The following is a 19,844-nucleotide window of genomic DNA, read 5'->3' as shown; positions in this document are numbered from 1 at the left end:
TTAAAGGCCCTTTAGAAAGTAGCGCATCTTTTAGTGCACAATCCAGCCCATGTGCAGCAAGAAGGCCGATTCGATGTGAGTTTTCAGTGCCTGCCGCAGTAAATACCAGATTTACTGCGGCAGAGCCGATACCCTCCCCTCGGCGCCCCTCCAGCAACCTTGGATGTTCGACCTCGCGCCAGGATTGCGATGCGGGGTGAGGTGTACGCATTTACTGCGGCAGGGTCGAAAGGGGTGGACGGGTGGCAATCGAACGGGAGGCCGCGCCGGAGAGCGGGGGCGCATTACGGTTGCCGCGCGCCCGGGTCGCGCCTCTGTCCGCCCGCCCCCCGTCGTACGAAGCGGCGGTCGAGCGGTACCTCACCGGCGCGGGCATCGCGAAGTCCTCCGCACGGATCTACCGGATCTCGCTCACCACTTGGGGATGGATGCTGCGCGGCGAACCGGCACCGACTGGCCCAGCTCGCCGCGGTGCCAAGCCCGTACCTTTCGAGTTAGCCGCGATCGACGCCCCGGAACTGCCGTCGGCGCTCGCCGAACTTGCTGCGGCACGGGCGGACGAGATGGACGCCGACACCGTCAACCGCGAACTGTCCATCGCGCGCAAGGCGCTCGGATGGTGGCAGGCTCAAGGGTGGATCGAAGCCGACCCCACGATCGGGATCGAGCGCCGCCCGGCTCCGCCGGACCGTACAAAGGCACTGTCCAAACCCCAGATCACCGTCCTATGGCAACTGGACGCGTCCGTACGGGAGAAGACGTTCTGGAAGCTCCTCTATGAGAGCGCGGCCAGAGCAGACGAGATCCTGTGCCTGAACATCGAAGAGCTGTTTCCCTCTGACAAGCGCGGACGCGTCGTCTCCAAGGGCGGCGCCATCGAATGGATCCACTGGCAGTCCGGCACCGCCCAGCTCCTGCCCCGCCTCATCGCCGGCCGCACCCGCGGCCCGCTCTTCCTCACCGACCGCCGAGCCCCTGCTCGCACCCCGAGCCTGGACATCTGCCCGGCCACCGGCCGCGCGAGACTGTCCTACCGCCGCGCCGAGGAAATCTTCGAGGAGAGCACCCGACTGCTGGCCAACCCCCTCGCCAGCCCCGACGACTTCGACGAACTGGAGGGCTGGACGCTCCACCGGCTCCGCCACAGTGCGCTCACCCACGACGCGGAGGACGGCACGTCCACACCCATGCTGCTGGCCCGCTCGCGGCACGCGTCCGTGCGGTCCCTGGAACGGTACGCACGACCCGGCGTGGACGCGGTCGCCCAGCACGTCGCCGAGCGTGACCCAGCCGCCCGCCGCCGTAGGTGAACCCGGGCACTCAAGGCTTCAAGATCATCTCGTGGCCCCTTTTGGGCTTATCTCGGCGATCCCCCCCAGCCGGGCCGAACCCACTGGTTCTACGTCGAGAAGACCAGGTTGGTCGACGGGTTCCCCATCAGGCCGCTGCCAGGTTCAGCGAACCTGCGCGCCTCCTGCTTTGACGTGCTCGCTGACGGCGTCGGTGAGGAACGAGAGTTCGCCGATGAGCAGGGCGACGGTGGGCCGATGCCGACCAGTGCTCCGAGGCCGCAGACATCGGCCCAGGCCAGATCGGGATTCAGCTGCGCGCGGGTGAAGTGTGCGACATCGAAGAACAGCGCGTGCGCGGTCTGCTCGCCGAGCTTGGCATCCCAGCCACGGTCTGACCCCAACTGGCCACTTAGCACGCTGCGGACCTGGTCTCCTATGGGGCGGCACCGCTCGGCGGGTATACAGCGGTCGCTGTCGCCCTGCCCGCCCTGTTCCGGCTCGCCGAACACCCTGGCGAGACGGCCGAAGGCACCACGTCGGACTGGCACAGGCCGACCCGGCAGGCCAACGCGTCCCTGCTTTGCGCACGCGGAGGGAGCAGGAACTCGGCGACCCCAGAGTGTCGTGCCGAGCGGCCAGCAGGCCCGCACTCGCGTGCAACGGGCCGCCTCAGTCACACAACATCAGGGACCGGCACTCGACGGTCACCCACGGCACCCCGTCTGAGCTGCGAAAGCGGTCCACGCGTTCCCGAATCAGAGAGGGGGCGTTCCCAGGCCGAAATGAGATGAGGCCCTGACCTGCGGCTTCATAATTTTCCGCAAGGCCCACGAAGGCGAAGGCGGGGGCTTGTAGAAAACCTTGCCGAAAAATCCTGGAGACAGATCCTCGGCAAGGACACAAACCCACTGGTCAGCGGTGGTGCCACGTCCTCTGCGTTGCTGCTTGGGCGGACAACATGGCGTACCAACTACTGACCAAGGACAGGGTAGCGGATGCGGGCGCGCGAGGGTTGCAGGGAGCGGGGCCGAAGGGGGTGGTGACGGTGGCAGATGCTCCTGACCTGCTAGTTCTGTCGTTGATGTAGAACGGTCGGCCGATACTGAAAGGGCCGGAGGGGAGAGCGGTTGGTCCGTTCTATTCCCTGTGTCGGTTTGTGGGTGCGCTCGACGCTGCCTCGGGGCGACCCGGCCTGGCCTGGCGCTGTCCCTGTAGCAAGGGAGGTGATGTGTCCATGCTGGTACGTGTGACCGCAGTGGTTGAGTGGGGCTCTGCCGCCAGTGGCAACGCGGGCGGACTTGACACGGCATTCCGAGAAGGGGAGCAGGCCGGTGCGGCTTTCGGTCGCCGGCACTGAGCATTTTCAGCGTTGCTGCTCCAGGGTGAGGACGGCTTTGGCGATGATGGTCATGCGGTTGGGGCTGATGCGGGGATCTGCGGAAGATCTGCCAGGACTTGAGCCGTGCCATACCGGGTTCGGCGGGTGCCCTGGCCTGGGCGAGTGCGCGGTTGACGGTGCGCTGGGTGGGGTGAGTTCGCCGCCGGGTGGCCGTTTGAGGCCGGTGGTGACTCAGGGGCCGGTGCCGGTGTAGGCGTGGTCGGCGAGGGCCGGGACTTCCTGGCGTTCGCAGATCCGGATGAACCCGTGGGTGCGGGCGGCGGTCAGGTCGTGGGTCCGGCCGGGCAGAGAGGGCGAGATCCACAGTGTTTCGTCGGCCGGATCGGTGATGATCTGCATGTTCACCCGGTGCCGGTGGTGTGTGGCCGAGTAGTCGGCCCGGCTGTCGCCGACGCGGTCGCACTTTGCGAGCGTGCCGTCCAGGAGGGCAAAGGAGGATAAAGGAGGACGAGGTCTGGGTCGTGCTCGCGCAGCGTCTTCAGCGGGCCCGGCGCCTGCTCGGCGAGCAGGCCGGTTACCGCGGTGTCGTAGGCGTGGGCGGTGCTGACGGATATCCCGAAGGCCGGGGCGATCCTCGCGAGGGTGTCGTGGCGGCGCAGGGACACGAGGGCGACCAACGCATAGCGATGCGGCGGGAGTTTGCACCGCCGGTCGTCCTCGCGGGTGACGATGAGCATCGTGACCCACTCGACCAGGGCGTGTGGGAGGTCGAGTGCGGCAGGACAGGGAACCAACAGGGCTCCTGTGCTGCTGAGTTGGGACTTCGAACACCTCCCTCAGCGGCACGGGAGCCCTGTCCGTTGCGCACCCCGCCCTCACGCCAGCTCCGTCCCCCGACCGGTAGCCGCTCCGAAAAGACTCAGTGAGGCTGTCCAGCACTACGGCAGCGTGCGGGGCCAGCAGCTGCCGGGCCGACCACGTCGGCGGGTCCTCGGGGGTCGCCGGTCTCCCCGGCGGCTTCTGCTGCGGGCTTCAGCAGGCGGGCGGCCAGTTCCGTAAAAGCCAGCAGGTCCGGGCCAGGTGCCGGGCGGCTGGTGTCGCGTACCAGCGGGTGCAGCCGCGCGACCGGCAGCGCGTCCAGCCCGGCCGCGGAGTGTCAAGTCAACTTGACACTTCCTCCCGTCGCCGGTCATCGCCGGCTGTGGCGGGGATGGCGTTGTCGATGAGGACGGCGGCGATGGCGGCGGCGGTGGGGAAGGCGTCGGCGTTGAGGACCCGGGTGCGGGCCGCGGCGCCGTCGAGGAGTAGCGCGAGCTGCTCGCCGAGCTGTTCAGGGTCGGCGGCGCCGGCTTCGCGGGCGGTGTCGGCGAGGCGCGCGGCGACGGCTTTCTTGTAGTCGCGTGCGTACTGGGATGCGGGGTGCTGGGGGTCGTGGAGTTCGACGGCGGCGGCGATGTAGGGGCACAGGGGGTGGTGGGGGGATGTCGAAGGCGGCGAGGAGCCGTTCGCGGGGCGTGAGGTCGGTGCGGTCGAACACGCCGGACAGAACGGAGGGGTCGAACCGGCGCAGGTACTCGGCGACGAGTTCGTCCTTGCCGGTGAAGTGCTGGTAGGCCGTGCGCTTGGACACCTCGGCCGCCGCGCAAAGCTGGTCCATGCCGGTGCGGTTGATGCCCTGCTCGCGGAACAGCTGCTGGGACGCGCTGAGGATGCGCTCGCGGGCGCCCCGACCGCGGCGGCGGCCCGTGGGGCCCTTCTCCAACTCCGTCATGGATCCACCGTACCGCAGCTAGGTAACGACCGGTGTACATAGTTTGCGTCCCGGCCGCTCGCTCGGTACCGTAAGCACACAGAGCGGTGTACATAACGCCGTCACTCCAGGTGCACACGGCACCACCGACCCAAGGGAACGACTATGGGAAAGCTTGACGGCAAGGTCGCGGTCATCACCGGCGGCACCACCGGCATGGCGCTGGCCGGGGCGAAGCTGTTCGTCGACGAGGGAGCGCACGTCTTCATCACCGGCCGCCGCCAGGACGCCCTGGACGAGGCCGTGAAGCAGATCGGCCGCAACGTCACCGGCGTTCAGGGCGACGCCGCCGACCTGGACGACCTGGACCGCCTGTACGACACCGTCGAGCGGGAGAAGGGAAGCCTCGACGTGCTGTGGGCCAGCGCAGGCGGGGGCGAGCCCGCCCCGCTCGGCGAGATCACCGAGGCCCACTTCGACGCCGCGTTCTACCTCAACGCCCGCGGCACCCTGTTCACCGTCCAGAAGGCCCTTCCGCTCTTCAACGACGGCGGCTCCATCCTCATGACCGGCTCCAACGCCTCCCTCGGCGCCTTCCCCGGCTGGAGCGTGTACGCCGGCAGCAAGGCCGTCCAGCAGGCATGGGCCCGCGTCTGGCTCAACGAGCTCAAGGACCGCCGCATCCGCGTCAACGTCCTGACCCCCGGCCAGGTCGCCACCGCCAAGCAGGAAGAACTCTTCGACGAGGCCACCAAGCGCCAGTTCGAGTCCCTCATCCCCCGCGGCCAGATGGGCCGCCCCGACGAAATCGCCACCGCCGCCCTCTTCCTCGCCTCCGACGACTCCAGCTACGTCAACGGCATGGAACTCGTCACCGACGGCGGCACCACCGCCATCTGAACCGAACAACACACAACCAGGGCAGGACATCTCATGAGCAACATCAGCATCATCGGCACCGGGAACATGGCCCGCACCATCGGCGCGCGGGCGGTAGCGGGCGGCAACACCGTCGAGGTCATGGGCCGCGATCAGTCCAAGGCCACTGACCTGGCCAAGGCTCTCGGCGGCGGCGCCACGACGGGAGAATGGGGCACCGCCCCGGCCGGGGACATCGTCATCGTGGCCCTGTTGTACGACGGTGTCGTGCCGGTCGTCGCCCAGTACGGAGACGCTCTCGCGGGCAAGGTCATCGTCGACATCAGCAATCCCTTCAACTCCACGTTCGACGGGCTGGCCCACCGCGAGGAGACCTCGATCGCGCAGGAAGTCGCCAAGGCGGCCCCGGCCGGCGCCAGCGTGGTGAAGGCGTTCAACACCATCTTCCGCCATGTCCTGGAGAAGGGTCAGCCCGACGTCTTCATCGCTGGCGACAATGCGCAGGCCAAGGCAAGTGTGGAGGCGTTCGTCGAGAGCCTCGGGCTGCGCCCGCTGGACGTCGGCGGCCTGAAAATGGCGCACTGGCTGGAAGGGGCGGGCGTGGTCACGGTGGGCCTCGCCAACCACGGGGTGGGGAACTTGGACTTCGCCCTCAGCATCACCGAACTTCCCGTCTGAGCAAACGGTTGACCGAGTCTTTTCGGAGCGGCTACCGGTCGGGGGACGGAGCTGGCGTGAGGGCGGGGTGCGCAACGGACAGGGCTCCCGTGCCGCTGAGGGAGGTGTTCGAAGTCTCAACTCAGCAGGACAGGAGCCCTGTTGGTTCCCTGTCCTGCCGCACTCGACCTCCCACACGCCCTGGTCGAGTGGGTCACGATGCTCATCGTCACCCGTGAGGACGACTGGCGGTGCAAACTCCCGCCGCATCGCTATGCGTTGGTCGCACTCGTGTACCTGCGCCGCCACGACACCCTCGCGAGGATCGCCCCGGCCTTCGGGATATCCGTCAGCACCGCCCACGCCTACGTCACCGCGGTAACCGGCCTGCTCGCCGAGCAGGCGCCGGGTCTGCTGAAGACGCTGCGCGAGCACGACCCGGACTTTTTCCTCCTTTGACCCCATTTGCCCTTCTGGACGGCACGCTCGCAGAGTGCGACCGCGTCGGCGACAGCCGGGCCGACTACTCGGCACACACCGCCGACACGGGGTGAACATGCAGGTCATCACCGATCCGGCCGACGAAATACGCGCTGGTCACCAGAGGCGGCATCCGGCCGGCCTACAGGCTGGCCACCGCACTGCTCGACCACCGCCGGGGGCGCTGAACGCCGGTGTCACGGTGACCAGACCGTCGGCGTTCGTCACCGCTGCGATCGCGCTGGCCGGCTGCGGTGGCGGAAAACCGGTTACGAGGTTGTTGGCGATGGCGACAGCCAAGGGGTGCACGGGAAGTCGTCCCACAGCGTTCTTCTCGCTTGCCTTGGCCGTCGCTTGGCCGTCGGAGCGGAAGTTCCACGTCCCAGGCCGGGCGCAGGGCCCGTTCGCCGAATCTGCCTCAGCGGCGGTCCGCGCCCGGCTCGCGTACATCCCTTCAGACAACGACAGGCACGCAGCCCGGCATGACGTTCGGCACTGTGACGGCCGGGAATGCCGAGCGGCGTACCCGTCTCCGTCAGGTGATGTGCCGCAGCAGCGCGGCGACCGCCGGGGGTGCCTCGCCGGGAGGTCGTACCACCATGATCTTCCAGTTCGGTGCGTGCCGGTCGAACCGGTACTGGGGCAGGTCGGGGAAGCGGTCCGCGATCGATTTGGGCGTGATGCAGACGCCCAGGTCGTTGCGGACCAGTTCGGCTGCAGCGCCGATGTCGTTCACCTCGAACGTCGTGCTGCGGTCGACGCCCGCGGCCCGGAAAGCCCGGTCGACCGCGTAGCGGACGGCCCAGCCGGGTGTGAAGTCCACCAGGGGCAACTGGGCGATGTCGGCGAGCCGGACCTCGCCGTTCGGTGTCACCCCGGCGAGCACCCGCCGGGGCGCCGCCAGCAGCACCATGTCCTCGCGGGACAGCAGCCGGGTCGCGAGCCCGCGCTGCTGCTGGCGGTCCAGCGCCACCACGGCCAGGTCCACCGTGCCCTCACGCAGTGCCTGCCGGATGTCGGCGACGGCTGCCTGTCGCAGATGCACGACGACGCCCGGATGCTCCGCACGCAGTGCGGCCAGGGCGTGGTGGAGTCCCGCCCACACCCCCTGCATCGTGCCGACGGTCACGCGCCCGCGCAGTTGCCCACGTACGGCGTCGACGGCCTCCCGGGCCAGTTCGGCGGCCCGGAGCGCCGCGCGTGCGGCCGGGACGAACGCCTCGCCGGCCGGGGTGAGGGCGACGCGGTGTGTGGTGCGGTCGAACAAGGCAGTGCCCAGCTCGCGTTCGAGGGCTCGGACCGTGCTGGACACGGCGGACTGGACCACGTGCAGCCGCCGTGCCGCCGCTGTGAAACCGCCTGCGTCGGCCACCGCGACGACGACCTCCATCTGCCGCAGATCCAACATCCGCTCCCGGTCAAGCAGCGCTTCGTGTGGCGCCGTCCGGCACGAAGGCGACGGTCCTCGATCTCCGCTGCATCGTATGCGGACGGTGGGGCGTCGTGCGAGTGCGCCGTTTCATGCCCCCGCGGGGCCCGGTCACGTACGTGGGGCCGACGGACCCATGTCGCGGCCATGTCTCAGGCGCGGACCAGCGGTGTGTCGACCAGATGCTCGGCCAGGAACCACGCCTGCCGTTCACCGGTCCGGATCACCTGGGAGACCAGCAGGTCGATGGTGCCGTCGTCACCGCACTCGGCGGTCCGGGCGGTGGCGTCGTGGGCGTCGATGAGGATGGTCTCGTGCGCCTCCAGCAGCCGGGACAGCATGGCCGGCACCTCCTCCACCCCGTCCGGGGGCCGCGGGATCGATGTGATCTCGGCGACGTGCCGGGAATCTCCCACCGCCACGCCGCCCAGCGACTGGATGCGCTCGGCGATGGTGTCGATGATGTCGAGCTGTTCGCCCGCGTGCTTGTCCAGGACCAGGTGCAGCTGGTAGAAAGTCGCGCCGCGCATCAGCCAGTGGTGCTTCTTGTAGAGGCCGTAGAGGATCTGACTGTCCGCGAGGACCTTGTTCAGGCGCCGGCAGGAGTACATCCGAGCCTCGTAGGACAGGGCGACCGGGAACTGCTTGACGGTCCCGAACTCCTGGATCACCTCGCCCTTCTGGTGCAGCCAGGGCTGGCTGCCGTGTGTGGACGGGGAGCTGGTGGTCATGGTCCGCCTCCTGCGGTGCCGTGCGGTGTGTACCCCGGTGACGCTAGGTGCCCGGTCGCTGGGCGGCTTGACCCGCAGTGCATGCGGTGGTGCCCGCCAGCGCACTGCTCCTGGCCCTTGTCCTCGGCGTTCACTCTCGGGCAAGCCTCCGTGCGCTGCCGGACTCGGGCTGTTCTTCGGCAGCTCTAGCGTCGGCGGGACAGGCCATGCCCGGAGCGCCGGTGGAACGAGGAGAGGCATGAGGACGAACGAGCAGGCGGATGTGGTGGTCGTCGGGCTGGGGCCGGGCGGCGAGTACGTCGCCGGCGCGCTGGCCGAAGCCGGACTGGACGTGGTGGGGGTCGAGGCGGAACTCGTCGGAGGCGAGTGCCCGTACTGGGCATGCGTGCCCAGCAAGATGATGATCCGGGCCGGGAACCTTCTCGCCGAGGCGGGCCGGACCCCCGCCCTCGCCGGTGAGGCGGTCGTGACTCCCGACTGGGCCAGGGTCGCCGGAAGGATCCGCGACGAGGCCACCGACGACTGGAACGACCAGGTGGCCGCGGACCGCTTCGCGGCGAAGGGCGGTCGGCTCGTCCGGGGGGCGGGTCGACTTGCCGGGCCGCGCCGGGTGACGGTCGGTGACCGCACGTTCGAGGCCCGGCGCGGTGTCGTGCTGGCCACGGGCACCCGGCCTCGGATCCCATCGGTGCCGGGTCTGGAAGGAACGCCGTACTGGACCAACCGGGATGCCATGGCGGCCAGGGAACTGCCTGCATCCATGGTCGTGCTCGGTGGGGGTGCCATCGGCGTGGAACTCGCCCAGGTCTTCGCCCGCTTCAAGTGCGCGGTCACGGTGATCGAGGGGCAGGACCGGCTGCTGTCGCAGGAGGAGCCCGAAGCGGGGGAGTTGGCCGCGCGGGTACTGCGCGCAGACGGTGTCACCGTTCTCACGGGCGCCCGGGCGCGGCAGGTCAGCCATGACAGCACTGGATTCACCGTCCACCTTGAGGGGAATGGACAGCTGCTGAGCGCCGAACGCCTCCTGGTCGCCACCGGACGCCAGGCCGACCTGACTCCGCTGGCGGTCGGCGCGGCAGGGCTTGATCCGGCAGCGGGATCCGTTCCCACGGACGGGCAGATGCGGGCCGGGGAGGGACTGTGGGCGGTCGGGGACATCACCGGCCGGGGCTCCTTCACCCATGTGTCGATGTACCAGGCCGAGATCGCCGTCCGGGACATCCTCGGGCAGCCCGGTCCCGACGCCGACTACCGGGCGCTGCCCCGCGTCACGTTCACCGACCCGGAGATCGGGGCCGTGGGGCTGACGGAGCACCAGGCGCGGGAACAGGGGCTTTGGGTGCGTACCAGCGTGGTGACCATCGCTTCCTCCACGCGCGGCTGGATCCACGGGGCGGGCAACGAGGGGTTCATCAAGCTCGTCGAGGACGCCGACCGGGGGGTGCTGATCGGTGCGACCTCGGCGGGGCCGGTGGGCGGGGAGGCGTTGTACGGGCTGAACGTGGCCGTCCATGCCGAGGTCCCCGTCGAACGGCTTCAGCACATGATCTACACCTATCCCACCTTCCACCGGACCGTCGAGGTGGCCCTGAGAGCCCTCCGGTGAACCACGCCCCGGCCGTGCAGGCGGCCCCGGGAGCAGGCGGTGGCGGGCCATGGTGGGCCGTGACCCCGGCGAGCCGAACCGGTCCGCCACCTCGCTGGAGCTCTTCTCCGACCTGTGCTTCGTCGTCGCGGTGGCGCAGGCGTCCACGAGTCTGCATGAGGCGCTGACGGAGGGGGACTACGCCGGCGGTGCGCTGCGCTTCGCGCTGGTCTTCTTCACCATCCGGTGGGCGTGGATGAACTTCACCTGGTTTGCCTCCGCCTACGACCCGGACGACGTCACCTACCGGCTGACGGTGCTGGTGCAGATCACGGGATCGCTCGTCCTCGCTGCCGGCGTGCACCGTGCGTTCCAGGATGGTGATTTGCGCGTCATCACGCTCGGGTACGTCGTGATGCGCACGGCGTTGGCCGCGCTGTGGCTGCGTGCCGCGCTGTCCGATACCGCCCGGCGGAGGACCGCGCTGCGATTCGCCGCCGGGGTGACGATGTGTCAGCTCGGCTGGGTGGGGTTGTTCTTCGTCCCGATGCCGCCCTCCTCGGTGCGTTCGCCGGGGGCAGGCTCGGCACGCGGTTCGCGACCCACCGCGGGAACCTGCTGAGGACGGCCACCGTCGTGCAGTCGGTACTGGTCGCCGTCACCGTGGTTGTCGCCGCGGTCACCGACGGCCTCGTAACCACCGGTGTCCGGTACACGCTGATCGTGTTCCTCGGGCTCGCCATGGGCCTGCAGAACGCGGCCGTACGGCGCCTCGGCGTACCGGACATGACCACGACCGTTCTCACCCTGACCCTGACGGGGCTGGCGGCGGACTCCACCGCGGCAGGCGGTGCGGCGCCGGGGCTCGGCCGCCGGATCCTGTCCGTGCTGACGATGTGTTTCGGCGCGTTCGTGGGAGCGTATCTGGTGCTGAACGGTCATCTCGTGCTCACCCTGAGCCTGTGCCTGCTGCTCCTCGCCATCACCGCCGTGACCGTCCACCGCCTCTCGGCCGCCGACCCTGCCTGGACGCGGTCAGCGTCCTGAGACAGGCACCCGCTCGCCCCACTGGGGCACCGGATACGTCCGAGCCCCCTGGAGCAGGCGGCTCGAACGTATCCGCCCCAGTCATCCGGAATGCGCGGAATGCGGCACGAGAGAGAAGGGGGCATCGGTTCCAGGTATCGATGAGCCGTGCGGGTGACGGGGCCTACGGCGCCAAGCCCTGGCTGTCGCGCCATTCACGGGGGGCCATCCCGTAGGCGGCCCGGAACACCCGGCTGAAATGCGCGGCACTGGTGAAACCCCATCGGTGCGCCACTGCGGCGATCGTGGAGCCGTTCCCTTGGCGCGCCAGGTCACGCCGGCACTCCTCCAGGCGACGCCGCTGGATCCACCGGCCGACAGTGACGTTTTCGCTCTCGAACAGCTTGTGCAGATAGCGCAGGGATATGTGGTGGGCTCGGGCGATGGCCTGCGGGGTCAGATCGGGGTCTGCGAGGTGACGGTCGACGAACGCCTGGATCCGCAGCAGCAGTGACCGGTTGCCGCCCGGCGTGTCCGCGCCCGACCGGCCGAGAACATCGTCTGCCATCGCACCGAGCAGGTCCACGACGTTACGGGCCATCAACTCGCTGGTGCGCGGCGGGTAGGTTCCCGCGCCGTCCACGAGCCCGGCCAGGAAGGGCGAGAGCAGACTGCCGAGAGGCGTCTCGGGGCGGAGCGGGGAGGCCGTGACATGAGCTATGTCGGACTCACTCAGGCCCAGCACGTCCCTCGGCAGGACGAGGGACTTCGTCCGGAAGGTCTGGGGAAGATTCAGCCGGACGGGGCGCGCCATGTCGTAGACGAAGATGTCCCCCGGCTCAAGGAGCGCTTCACGGCCGTCCTGCTCCAGTCGGCCGACTCCTCTGTCCAGCAGTTTGACCACCACGTACTCGTCTTCGCCGCCCTGCGCGACGAGGCGGCGCGTCCGCAGGGCGGACAGGCAGTCGCCGTCCACGGTGACGGCCTGGAACCGGCCGAGCGATGCCGTACGGATCGTGCCGGAATACACCTCGTCGGGGACGGTCATGTTCACGGCGCCGAACGTCCGGGACAGGGCTTCGCGCCAGTACGCCCGTCTGCGGTGGGCGGGCAGCACATCGGTGGTCTGGACGCTGCCCGGGGCGCTTCTGTCCTGGACCAGTGCCTCCGGTGCCATCAGATCCGACCCTCCCTCTTGGGAGGTCTCCGGCCCGCTGACAGGAGTGCCTGTCCGAGATCGGTGTGTGCGGCGGCCCGGACCAGCGGGCGAGGGCTTGACTTGAGCATTTCCACGGAGTGTTCGAGCATGGCTGGATCGTTTTTCACGAGCCCGAGGGCCTGCGCCGCGATGCCTGTGGCGGTGGGCACGGCAGGGTCGTGTTCGGCGTGGGCCCCGGCCTGTGCGGCCAGGTCCTCGGCGAGCCCGTGGCCCGCGCCGCGCAGGGCCATGCGCATCGCGGTATCGACCCAGTCACGCAACAGCCGCAAGCGCATGAAGAAACCTGCCTGCTGTAAGAAACCTGCCTGCTGTACCTGTCGAAGCTTGTCGACGGCAAGCCCGATGTGCCCGCCGTCCTCGGCGTGGACCGCCTCCAGGAAGCGCACCGAGGCCGTGTTGCCCGGGTTCGGTTTGACCGCCAGTCCTTCCTGCGCCGTGACCAGGTGCTCCCGCGCCGCATCCCACGCCCTTTCCGGCCCGCACTCGCCTGCCGCGGCCGGGCTCAGCCGATGCCGACGAGTGACCTTGTCCTTCGGCAGCAGGTCCCGTCCCGGCTTGACGATCCTGCCAATCGGCCGTGGACGCGCGCATCCCACGAGTCCGGCCGATCGCGAGGGAGGGCGTGGGATATGAAGCGGTCACTCTCCGTGCTCGCGGGCGGTCACCAGACGGGCCAGTTCGACCCGGGAGGTGATGTCGAGCTTGGTGAACGCGTGCCGCAGGTGTGAGCTCACGGTGTGCGGTGAGATCGCGAGGCGCTCCGCGGCCTGCCGGTTCGTCAGGCCTTGAGCCACCAACCGGATCACCGCGACCTCCGAGGCCGTCAGCTCCGGCCACACCGTGACGGAACCCTTGGACGTCGTACGGCGCCGGGGCGACCCCAAGGCCCGCAGGCGACGGCGGACGCGTGCGGCATCGCGCTCGGCGCCGGCCTGGGTGTAGAGGTCGAGTGCCTGGTCGAGGGGCGGCACAGCGTAGACGACGCGCCTCGCGGCCAGCTTGCGCCCGGTGTCCTCAAGGGCCGAGGCCCGGGGAATCAGCCGGGGGACGCCGTCGTACGACTCGACGGCCCGCAGGAGGAGAACAAGGTCATTGTCGAGCAGCCCCCGGGCGTGCGCGGCGGCCGCTGCCAGGACCGGGAACTGCGGGTTGAGAGCTGCCCGGCGCTCCGCCACGGCGACGGCGGCCGCCGCACGCTCCGGCGCGCCCGCCCGCAAGGCCATGCGGACGAAGACGGGTGCGTCGGCCGGATCGTCCGGGCTGGCCAGGGAGGGCCCCTCCAGGCCGAACGTCCCGAAGGACTCGTCGAGCAGCACCATGGCCCGGCCGGGATCGTCCTCGGCGTCCGCCACCAGCGCCAACAGCCAGGAGCCGACGTTGCGCACGAGGATCGCCGGGTCGTTCAGCATCCGCCTCACACCGGTCGCGTACGCTCTCGCCGCCTCCAGGTCGTTCCTGTGCAGGGCGACGCGTACCAGCGTGTACAGGAGGGTGGCATCGGCGAAATTGCTCATGCCCAGCTCGTCAGCCATCGCGGACGCGGCCTCGGCCTCGGCCCGCGCGTCCTCCAGCCGGCCCGCGTCCAGCAGTGCCCGGGACCTGTTCATGATCCACATTCCCATGGCCGCGGCCTGGCCCTGCCGCTGCGTCTCGCGCACCCCGGCCTCGGACTCGGCGAGTGCCTCGGCCGAGCGGCCCGCCGCGTTCAGCAGGAACGCTTTCCAGAGAACCTCCGGCACCCACAGCGAGTGCGCGAACCCGACCTCGGCCGCCAGGGCCGAAGCCCGGTCCGCGCACTCGAACGCGGCACTCCAGTCCATCCGGTAGAACCGCACGACCGAGTCGACGGCGATCGCGGTGGCCTCGGCACCCTTGTCCTGAGCCTGCGCCGCGGCCGCCAGTGCATCGGACACGGCGTGGGCCGTCGCCGCGAAGTCCCCCACCATCGACAGGTTGAGGGACCGCAGCGCCAGCAGCTGGGCCCGCAGCGAGGCCGGGATGCCGGGAAGTGCAGCTCCGGCCTCAGCCTGCCGAGCCGCCTCCGTGAAGTCGTACTGGCCGGAGACACGCGCCAGGCCCAGCCGCACCCGCGCCTCGGCCTCCGGCTCCATGCTGCCGGGCAGGGCTGTGGCGGCAAGCCGCCGGGCCTCCGCCGACTGCCCGGCCTGCCAGAGCAGCAGCATCGTCTCGGCGATGATCGCCGGCCGCTCCGGGGCTTGCGCGGAGGTGAGTTCCAGTGCCCGGCGGCTGAGTTCCACCGCTGACGACGGCGCGGACTTCGCGAGTTCTGCCGCGGCGGCTCTCAGCAGTTCCACGGCCTTACGGTCACCCGGGCCGGCACTGTCCAGGAACAGGGCGGCCGCCTCGGTCACCGGTGCCCCCCGCGCCAGCAGGACGTCGGCGGCATGACACCGCAGAGCCCGGCGTACGGACAGGGGCAGGCCGGCTTCGACGGCCTCGCGGATCAGGTCGTGGCGGAACAGCAACCGGTCGTCCCGTTCGACGAGCAGATGGGAGTTGAGGGCCTCCTCCACTGGTGCGATCAGCTTCGCCGTCGGCTTGTCGAGCAACTCGGCCAGGAGGTCGATGGTGACCGTGCGGCCCACGGCGGACGCGGTCTGCACGACCTCACGGGTCGGTTCGGAGAGCTGGTCGAGACGCTGTCGTACGGAGGCCTGGAAACGGTCGGGAAGGCGTCCCCCCCGTCAGACGCGCCACGTCGTTCTCGACGATCACCGAGTGTTCGTCGCGCATGCCGCGCAGCAGTTCCACCAGGAGCAGGGGCACGCCCTCCGCGCGGCGGGCGACGCTGAGTGTCGCCGGATCCGGAGGGGCTCCGAGCACGTCCTCGGTGATCTGGGCGACAGCGGTGTCTGCCAGCGGCCCGAGCAGGAGCCGATGGGCACCGGCCTGGTCCAGCCGGTCCAGGGTCGTGCGCACGCCGGGTGTCCTCGTGCCGCTGCGGACGGCCACCAGCCACAGGATCGCGTGGGAGGACAGGCGGACCGAGAGCGTGCGCAGGGCGAGGAGTGTCACATCGTCCAGCCACTGGACGTCGTCCAGGACGATGACCAGCGCTCTGTTCAGAGCCGACTGTTCCAGCCGGTCCTGCAGCTCCTGCAGCAGCCAGAACCGTTGCTCGGGCGCCGCCACGAGGTCGCGCAGTTTGTCCATGTCGAACAACGGCTCGGAGCCGGTGAGCAGACCGTCCAGCAGCGGGCCCAACGGTACGAACTGACCGTCGGGATCCGCGCCTCCCCGGAACACCCTCAGACCGCGGCGCACCGCGATGGTCTGCGCCTCCGACAGGAGACGGCTCTTGCCGCTGCCGGGCGCGCCTTCGACGCACACGATGCCGCCGAGGCCCTGAGTCAACGCGCCGAGCCGAGCGCCGATGAAGTCCAGCTCCTCTTCCCGGCCCCGTACGGGCCGCTGCACGCCACCGGCTCCGTCAGTGGGGAACGGCTGCTGAAAACGGTCCAAGCGTGCCCCATCCAGGTCAGTGGCCGAGAGGCAACGAAACGTGTGTTGCTCCCACAGCGTGCCATGTCCTTTCCCTCAGGAAAAAAAGCACCTTCCGTCCTGCGAGATGCACCGCTCACCTGCTGCTTGAGCCGGACCCGGCCTGATCGGCGTCGGAGTGGCCGATATCGAAGCGGTGTTCCCGGCGGACGCGGGCACCGGGATCTCACCGGATCTGTCGGCAATCCCTCGGACCCCGCTCCAGCACACCCAGGGTGACGTCCTTGGTGTCCAGTGTCACAGGCTCGCTGTGCCCGGCTCCGCCGCCGCTCGTTGTCGGCGCTCGGTGGTCCAGTAGAGGAGAGCGATGACGGGGAGGGCTGCGCCGAGGACAGTCAGGGCGGTCCAGCCTCCGGCGTGGTAGACGATGGAGCCGAGCTGCGAGCCGACCGCGCCACCGGCGAAGAAGATGGCGATGAAGGCGCTGCTGAGGCGGGCACGGGCGGCGGGGTCGAGCTGGTAGACGGTGTGCTGGCCGAGGATCAGGGTGGTCTGTACGGCTGTGTCGATGAGGATCGCGGCCAGGGCGATCAGTACGACGCTGTGTCCGCCGAACCCGGCGAGCGCGAAGGCCAGGGCGGCGACCACGAAGGCAATGCCGGTCATGGGGCGGACGAGCCCCCGGTCGGCCCAGTGCCCGGCGAACGGGGCGATGGCCGCTCCGGCCGCGCCGACGAGGGCGAACACGCCGACCCCGACCGGGGAGTAGTGGAAGCCGGGACCGGTCAGGACGAAGGAGACCGTGGTCCAGAAGGCACTGAAGGCGGCGAACATCGCTGCCTGGTAGAGGCCACGGCGCAGCAGTGCCGGGTGCGTGCGCACCAGCCGGACCGTGGAGCGCAGCACGTGGTGGTACGGGATGGTCGTGGTCGGCGCGTGTTGCGGCAGGGCCGCGCGCAGGGCCACCGCGAGCACGGCCATCAGTGTGGCGGAGCCGAGGAAGACGACGCGCCAGCCGGCGAGGTCCGAGACCACACTGCTCAGCGTGCGGGAGAGCAGAATGCCGGTGAGCAGGCCGCTCATCACCCGGCCGACGATGCGGCCGCGGGCGTGGTCGGGGGCAAGGCCGGCGGCGAAGGGCACGAGGATCTGGGCCACGACCGAGGTGGCGCCGCTGACCAGCGAGGCGATCAGCAGCATGGGGAAGCTGGTGGCGAGTCCCGCCGCCACGAGAGCGAGGGTCGTGACCGCCAGCAGAACGGTGATCAGGTTGCGCTTCTCCAGCCGGTCGCCGAGCGGGACCAGGAAGAGCATGCCGATCACGTAGCCGACCTGGGTCAGTGTGATCAGTGCGCCGGCGGTGGCCGTGCTGATGTCGAAGACATCGCTCAGCGAGGACAACAGAGGCTGGGCGTAGTAGAGGTTGGCGACCGTCATGCCTGAGGCGACGGCCAGGAGCGCTACCAGCCAACCCGGCACGCCGTGAGGAGCCGTTGCGGTTGCGGGCCGGCGCGAGGTCCGGAGACCGGATGATGCTGACATGTGCACCTTCTTGACGGGGCGAGCCGGGAGACCGGCACGGGCGGAAGTGATGGGGTGCGGCCGGCAGCTTCCTCGATGCCGTCACGTAGCCGTAAGCGTCGGTCCGCCCCTCGGTGCTTCCCCCCATGAGGCGATGGTTCGGGATGTCAGTCATCTCCATCAGAGATGAGCGTCGGCAGAGCCCGTAGCGCGTGCCTTGGGCCAGTGCGCCAGCTCGGTCTTCAGCCACCCCGGGACGAGCAAAGAACGCGGGACAGGGGGCTTTGCGATCGGCGGCACATCGCGGCGGTCACCCGGTCAGGGCTGCGGGCAGCCGGTATCAACCTGGGCAACACGTCGTCACTCGACGAGAGTGATGACACGGAGAGGAATGGGCACGAGCGCGAAGACTGATCTGGCGCATTCTGTGGTGACGGACGACGAAAATACGGGTCAAGCCGGCCAAGCCGCCTCGCTCCGACAGTGGATCGAACCTTCCGACTACCGGAGTAGTGGCAAGGAACCAGTGGGAGAAGAACGGATCCAGAACGTGAATGACAGAAAGGCTGGACGGCCGGACATGGAGCACTCTCGCCTTGACTGGCCGCCAGGAAGACTCGCCATGAATTCGGCATAGCAGAACACGTTCCTGGCGGTCAATCACGGCCGGTACCGTAGCTGCTCCTGTCTGCCCCGTCGTCCGCCGACAGTCGGTCCTTCCGCTGTCAGCCCGCCGGTACCTTTCGGAACCGGCCCGCGACGTGCAGGTCCGCCTCGATGCGGGTCACCGCTTCGCGCAGCTCCGGCAGGACCTCGTGGATGCACTCCTCCGTCGTGCGGCGGCTGCTGTGCATGGCGACGTTCACGGCTGCCACCACCCGGCCCCCGTGTTCCCGCACCGGCACGGCCATCGAGCGCAGGCCCTCCTCCAGTTCGCTGTCGACCAGGGCGTACCCGTCGCGCCGTACGCGGTCCAGGGCCGCTGTCCGGTCACCCGCGGGCGGCGACGGCAGATCGGCCAGCATCACCCGGCCCGGCGACGTGGCGTACGCGGGAAGCCGTGTGCCCACCGTGACGTTGGCACTCAGGATGCGCGCGGTGGCCGCGCGGGCGATGAACTGGACCTCGTCGCCGACGAGGACCGCGAGGGACGACGAGTCGTGCAGCCGGGCGGAGAGAGCGGTCAGGTGAGGGGCCGCGATCTCGGAGAGCGGCAGCATCGACAGCGGCGGGAAGCCCAGGCCCAGCACCCTCGGGGTGAGGCGGAAGGCCCGGCCGTACGACGCCACGTACCCGAGATGCTCCAGCGTGATCAGCGCACGCCGGGCCGTCGCCCGCGCGAGCCCCGTGGCCTGGGCGACATCCGACAGCGTCAGCTCCGCCCGGCCCTCGTCGAACGACGTGATCACGGTCAGCCCGCGGGCCAGTGACTCGACGAACTCCCGGCCCAGTTCCTGCTTCGACGCCCCGGTCCACGCGGCCAGCCCGGACGGCGCGACCGGCTCACCGGTCGGGGGTGGGGTCTCGCGCAGTACTTGTTCCATCACGTCCACGGTCGCTCGCAGCCGCGGCAGCAGCACCTCCCGAAGCGACTCGGCCGTGTGCCGGCTGGTGTGGCTCACCACGCTTGCCACGCAGGCGATACGGCCCCTGCCGCTCCCGCAGTCCCCGTTGCTCCCGTCGCCTCCGTCGCCACCGCCACCGCCACCGCCAACACCCGCGTCCCGTACCGGTACCGACACCGCCACCAGCCCCGGCTCGATCAACTGGTCGTCCAGCGCCCAGCCCTGGGCCCGCGCCGACGCCACCCGCTCCTCGAACGCGTCGTACGCCCCGGACCGCGGCGGCACGGAGGGAAAGCCGCGCCCTTCGGGGTCGGCCTCGCGCCGGGCCCGCCACCGTGCCCACTCCGGCGCGCCCCACTCGGTGGCGAACAGGGAGCCCGGCGCGGTGCGTTCGGCGGGCAGCAGGTCGCCGATGCGGAAGCTGAGGGACATCGCACGGCGCCGGGTGGCCTGGTGGATGAAGCGGGTGCCGTCCCGGTCCCCGACCGCGAGCGACACCGACTCGTCCAGTTCGTCGGCCAGCGCGTCCGCGTGCGCGTCCAGCAGCCCCGGCAGACGCAGGGCGGCCAGGTAGGCGTTGCCCAGCTCCATCAGGCGGGGGGCGAGCACCGCATCCCGGCCGTCCAGCCGTACGTATCCCCTGCGCGCCAGCGTCGCCGTGATCCGGTCGACCGTGGAACGCGCCAGCCCGGTGGCCTTCTCCAGCCCGCTGAGGCTCGACACCCCGCCGGCCTCGGTGAGCCGCAGCAGCACGGTGATGCCGCGCATGAGGGGGGCGACGGCTTCGGGGGGCGCGCCGGCACCCGTGTCGGGGACCGGCGTGGTGCTCGGGGCGTTGGGGAGCATGGGGTCACCGTAATGCGGCTCGTGCGGGCTGTGCGGGGTGTGGGGTGCGCGGAGTGGGTGGGG

Annotated in this window: 15 protein-coding genes and 3 pseudogenes; 7 read left to right on the top strand and 11 right to left on the bottom strand. The window is 69.9% G+C overall.

All coding sequences use genetic code 11. From position 1 onward, the window contains the following. The first annotated feature begins 242 nt into the window (after nt 1-242). On the top strand, nt 243-1,310 hold the full coding sequence (locus tag E0500_RS43530; RefSeq protein ID WP_309504963.1) for a tyrosine-type recombinase/integrase: 1,068 nt from the start codon (nt 243-245) through the stop codon (nt 1,308-1,310). A 165-nt stretch (nt 1,311-1,475) separates the two neighbouring features. On the opposite strand, the pseudogene E0500_RS05190 reads toward E0500_RS43530, so the two are convergent. The 3 genes and pseudogenes from E0500_RS05190 to E0500_RS05180 form a co-directional block, all read right to left on the bottom strand. Continuing rightward, nucleotides 1,476-1,624, bottom strand: a pseudogene (locus tag E0500_RS05190) (Na+/H+ antiporter NhaA); the annotation flags it as partial. Nucleotides 1,625-2,655: 1,031 nt separating this feature from the next. After that, nucleotides 2,656-3,425, bottom strand: a pseudogene (locus tag E0500_RS05185) (transposase family protein). A gap of 536 nt (nt 3,426-3,961) precedes the next feature. Then, nucleotides 3,962-4,402: a TetR/AcrR family transcriptional regulator gene (locus E0500_RS05180; protein ID WP_258572628.1), complete on the bottom strand. Its 441-nt coding sequence runs from the start codon at nt 4,400-4,402 to the stop codon at nt 3,962-3,964. Nucleotides 4,403-4,546: 144 nt separating this feature from the next. Here E0500_RS05180 and E0500_RS05175 point away from each other — a divergent pair, with 144 nt between their 5' ends. The 3 genes and pseudogenes from E0500_RS05175 to E0500_RS05165 all read left to right on the top strand — a co-directional run. After that, the gene (locus E0500_RS05175) at nt 4,547-5,281 is read left to right on the top strand and encodes an SDR family NAD(P)-dependent oxidoreductase (protein ID WP_131572310.1); all 735 of its coding nucleotides are present in this window, start codon (nt 4,547-4,549) and stop codon (nt 5,279-5,281) included. Between the two features lie 33 nt (nt 5,282-5,314). After that, nucleotides 5,315-5,938 carry an NADPH-dependent F420 reductase gene (locus tag E0500_RS05170; RefSeq protein ID WP_131572311.1) on the top strand — a complete coding sequence of 208 codons (624 nt, stop codon included), beginning with the start codon at nt 5,315-5,317 and terminating at the stop codon, nt 5,936-5,938. A gap of 141 nt (nt 5,939-6,079) precedes the next feature. Beyond that, nucleotides 6,080-6,506 (top strand): annotated as a pseudogene (locus E0500_RS05165) (transposase family protein); the annotation flags it as partial. A gap of 426 nt (nt 6,507-6,932) precedes the next feature. Here the strand turns inward: E0500_RS05165 and E0500_RS05160 are convergent. Together E0500_RS05160 and E0500_RS05155 are read right to left on the bottom strand one after the other, a co-directional pair. Then, the gene (locus E0500_RS05160; protein ID WP_258572626.1) at nt 6,933-7,805 is read right to left on the bottom strand and encodes a LysR family transcriptional regulator; all 873 of its coding nucleotides are present in this window, start codon (nt 7,803-7,805) and stop codon (nt 6,933-6,935) included. 173 nt (nt 7,806-7,978) lie between these two features. Beyond that, complete coding sequence (locus tag E0500_RS05155; protein WP_131569763.1) at nt 7,979-8,557, bottom strand: Dps family protein; 579 nt, start codon at nt 8,555-8,557, stop codon at nt 7,979-7,981. A gap of 238 nt (nt 8,558-8,795) precedes the next feature. Between E0500_RS05155 and E0500_RS05150 the strand changes: the two genes are divergently transcribed. The 3 genes from E0500_RS05150 to E0500_RS05140 are packed head-to-tail and all read left to right on the top strand — an operon-like array spanning nt 8,796 to nt 11,189. Further along, nucleotides 8,796-10,163, top strand: a complete 1,368-nt coding sequence (locus E0500_RS05150) for an NAD(P)/FAD-dependent oxidoreductase (RefSeq protein WP_131569765.1) — start codon at nt 8,796-8,798, stop codon at nt 10,161-10,163. Nucleotides 10,164-10,212: 49 nt separating this feature from the next. After that, a complete protein-coding gene (locus tag E0500_RS05145) occupies nt 10,213-10,764 on the top strand; it encodes a low temperature requirement protein A (protein ID WP_220140448.1) in 552 nt (183 codons plus the stop codon). Continuing rightward, complete coding sequence (locus E0500_RS05140) at nt 10,653-11,189, top strand: DUF1275 family protein (RefSeq protein WP_309504962.1); 537 nt, start codon at nt 10,653-10,655, stop codon at nt 11,187-11,189. The genes E0500_RS05145 and E0500_RS05140 overlap by 112 nt, the downstream gene beginning before the upstream one ends. Nucleotides 11,190-11,352: 163 nt before the next feature. Here E0500_RS05140 and E0500_RS05135 read toward each other — a convergent pair whose 3' ends face one another. From E0500_RS05135 to E0500_RS05115, 6 genes are all read right to left on the bottom strand, one after another. Beyond that, complete coding sequence (locus tag E0500_RS05135; protein WP_131569768.1) at nt 11,353-12,345, bottom strand: helix-turn-helix domain-containing protein; 993 nt, start codon at nt 12,343-12,345, stop codon at nt 11,353-11,355. Then, entirely contained in the window at nt 12,345-12,983 is a 639-nt protein-coding gene (locus tag E0500_RS05130; RefSeq protein WP_131569770.1) for a hypothetical protein, read from the bottom strand. Before E0500_RS05130 ends, E0500_RS05135 begins: the two co-directional genes overlap by 1 nt. Nucleotides 12,984-13,025: 42 nt before the next feature. Continuing rightward, nucleotides 13,026-15,011, bottom strand: a complete 1,986-nt coding sequence (locus tag E0500_RS44870) for a helix-turn-helix transcriptional regulator (RefSeq protein ID WP_309504961.1) — start codon at nt 15,009-15,011, stop codon at nt 13,026-13,028. Between the two features lie 4 nt (nt 15,012-15,015). Beyond that, complete coding sequence (locus tag E0500_RS43515; protein ID WP_309504960.1) at nt 15,016-15,825, bottom strand: ATP-binding protein; 810 nt, start codon at nt 15,823-15,825, stop codon at nt 15,016-15,018. A gap of 321 nt (nt 15,826-16,146) precedes the next feature. Then, nucleotides 16,147-17,328 carry an MFS transporter gene (locus E0500_RS05120; RefSeq protein ID WP_309504959.1) on the bottom strand — a complete coding sequence of 394 codons (1,182 nt, stop codon included), beginning with the start codon at nt 17,326-17,328 and terminating at the stop codon, nt 16,147-16,149. A gap of 767 nt (nt 17,329-18,095) precedes the next feature. After that, nucleotides 18,096-19,781 (bottom strand): IclR family transcriptional regulator C-terminal domain-containing protein, encoded by a 1,686-nt coding sequence (locus tag E0500_RS05115; RefSeq protein WP_131569774.1) that lies wholly within the window; start codon nt 19,779-19,781, stop codon nt 18,096-18,098. Nucleotides 19,782-19,844 lie beyond the last annotated feature (63 nt).

The sequence above is a fragment of the Streptomyces sp. KM273126 genome (assembly GCF_004337435.2).
Classification (GTDB): Bacteria; Actinomycetota; Actinomycetes; order Streptomycetales; family Streptomycetaceae; genus Streptomyces; species Streptomyces acidicola.
Note: the sequence above shows the minus strand (reverse complement) of the source record. Positions and strands in the feature narration are given on the sequence as shown.

What these genes read in the sequence shown, in the direction of transcription:
- E0500_RS05180 (WP_258572628.1), bottom strand. Translation starts at nt 4,402, where the DNA reads ATGACGGAGTTGGAGAAGGGCCCCACGGGCCGCCGCCGCGGTCGGGGC.
- E0500_RS05175 (WP_131572310.1), top strand. Translation starts at nt 4,547, where the DNA reads ATGGGAAAGCTTGACGGCAAGGTCGCGGTCATCACCGGCGGCACCACC.
- E0500_RS05170 (WP_131572311.1), top strand. Translation starts at nt 5,315, where the DNA reads ATGAGCAACATCAGCATCATCGGCACCGGGAACATGGCCCGCACCATC.
- E0500_RS05160 (WP_258572626.1), bottom strand. Translation starts at nt 7,805, where the DNA reads ATGTTGGATCTGCGGCAGATGGAGGTCGTCGTCGCGGTGGCCGACGCA.
- E0500_RS05155 (WP_131569763.1), bottom strand. Translation starts at nt 8,557, where the DNA reads ATGACCACCAGCTCCCCGTCCACACACGGCAGCCAGCCCTGGCTGCAC.
- E0500_RS05150 (WP_131569765.1), top strand. Translation starts at nt 8,796, where the DNA reads ATGAGGACGAACGAGCAGGCGGATGTGGTGGTCGTCGGGCTGGGGCCG.
- E0500_RS05145 (WP_220140448.1), top strand. Translation starts at nt 10,213, where the DNA reads ATGGTGGGCCGTGACCCCGGCGAGCCGAACCGGTCCGCCACCTCGCTG.
- E0500_RS05135 (WP_131569768.1), bottom strand. Translation starts at nt 12,345, where the DNA reads ATGGCACCGGAGGCACTGGTCCAGGACAGAAGCGCCCCGGGCAGCGTC.
- E0500_RS05115 (WP_131569774.1), bottom strand. Translation starts at nt 19,781, where the DNA reads ATGCTCCCCAACGCCCCGAGCACCACGCCGGTCCCCGACACGGGTGCC.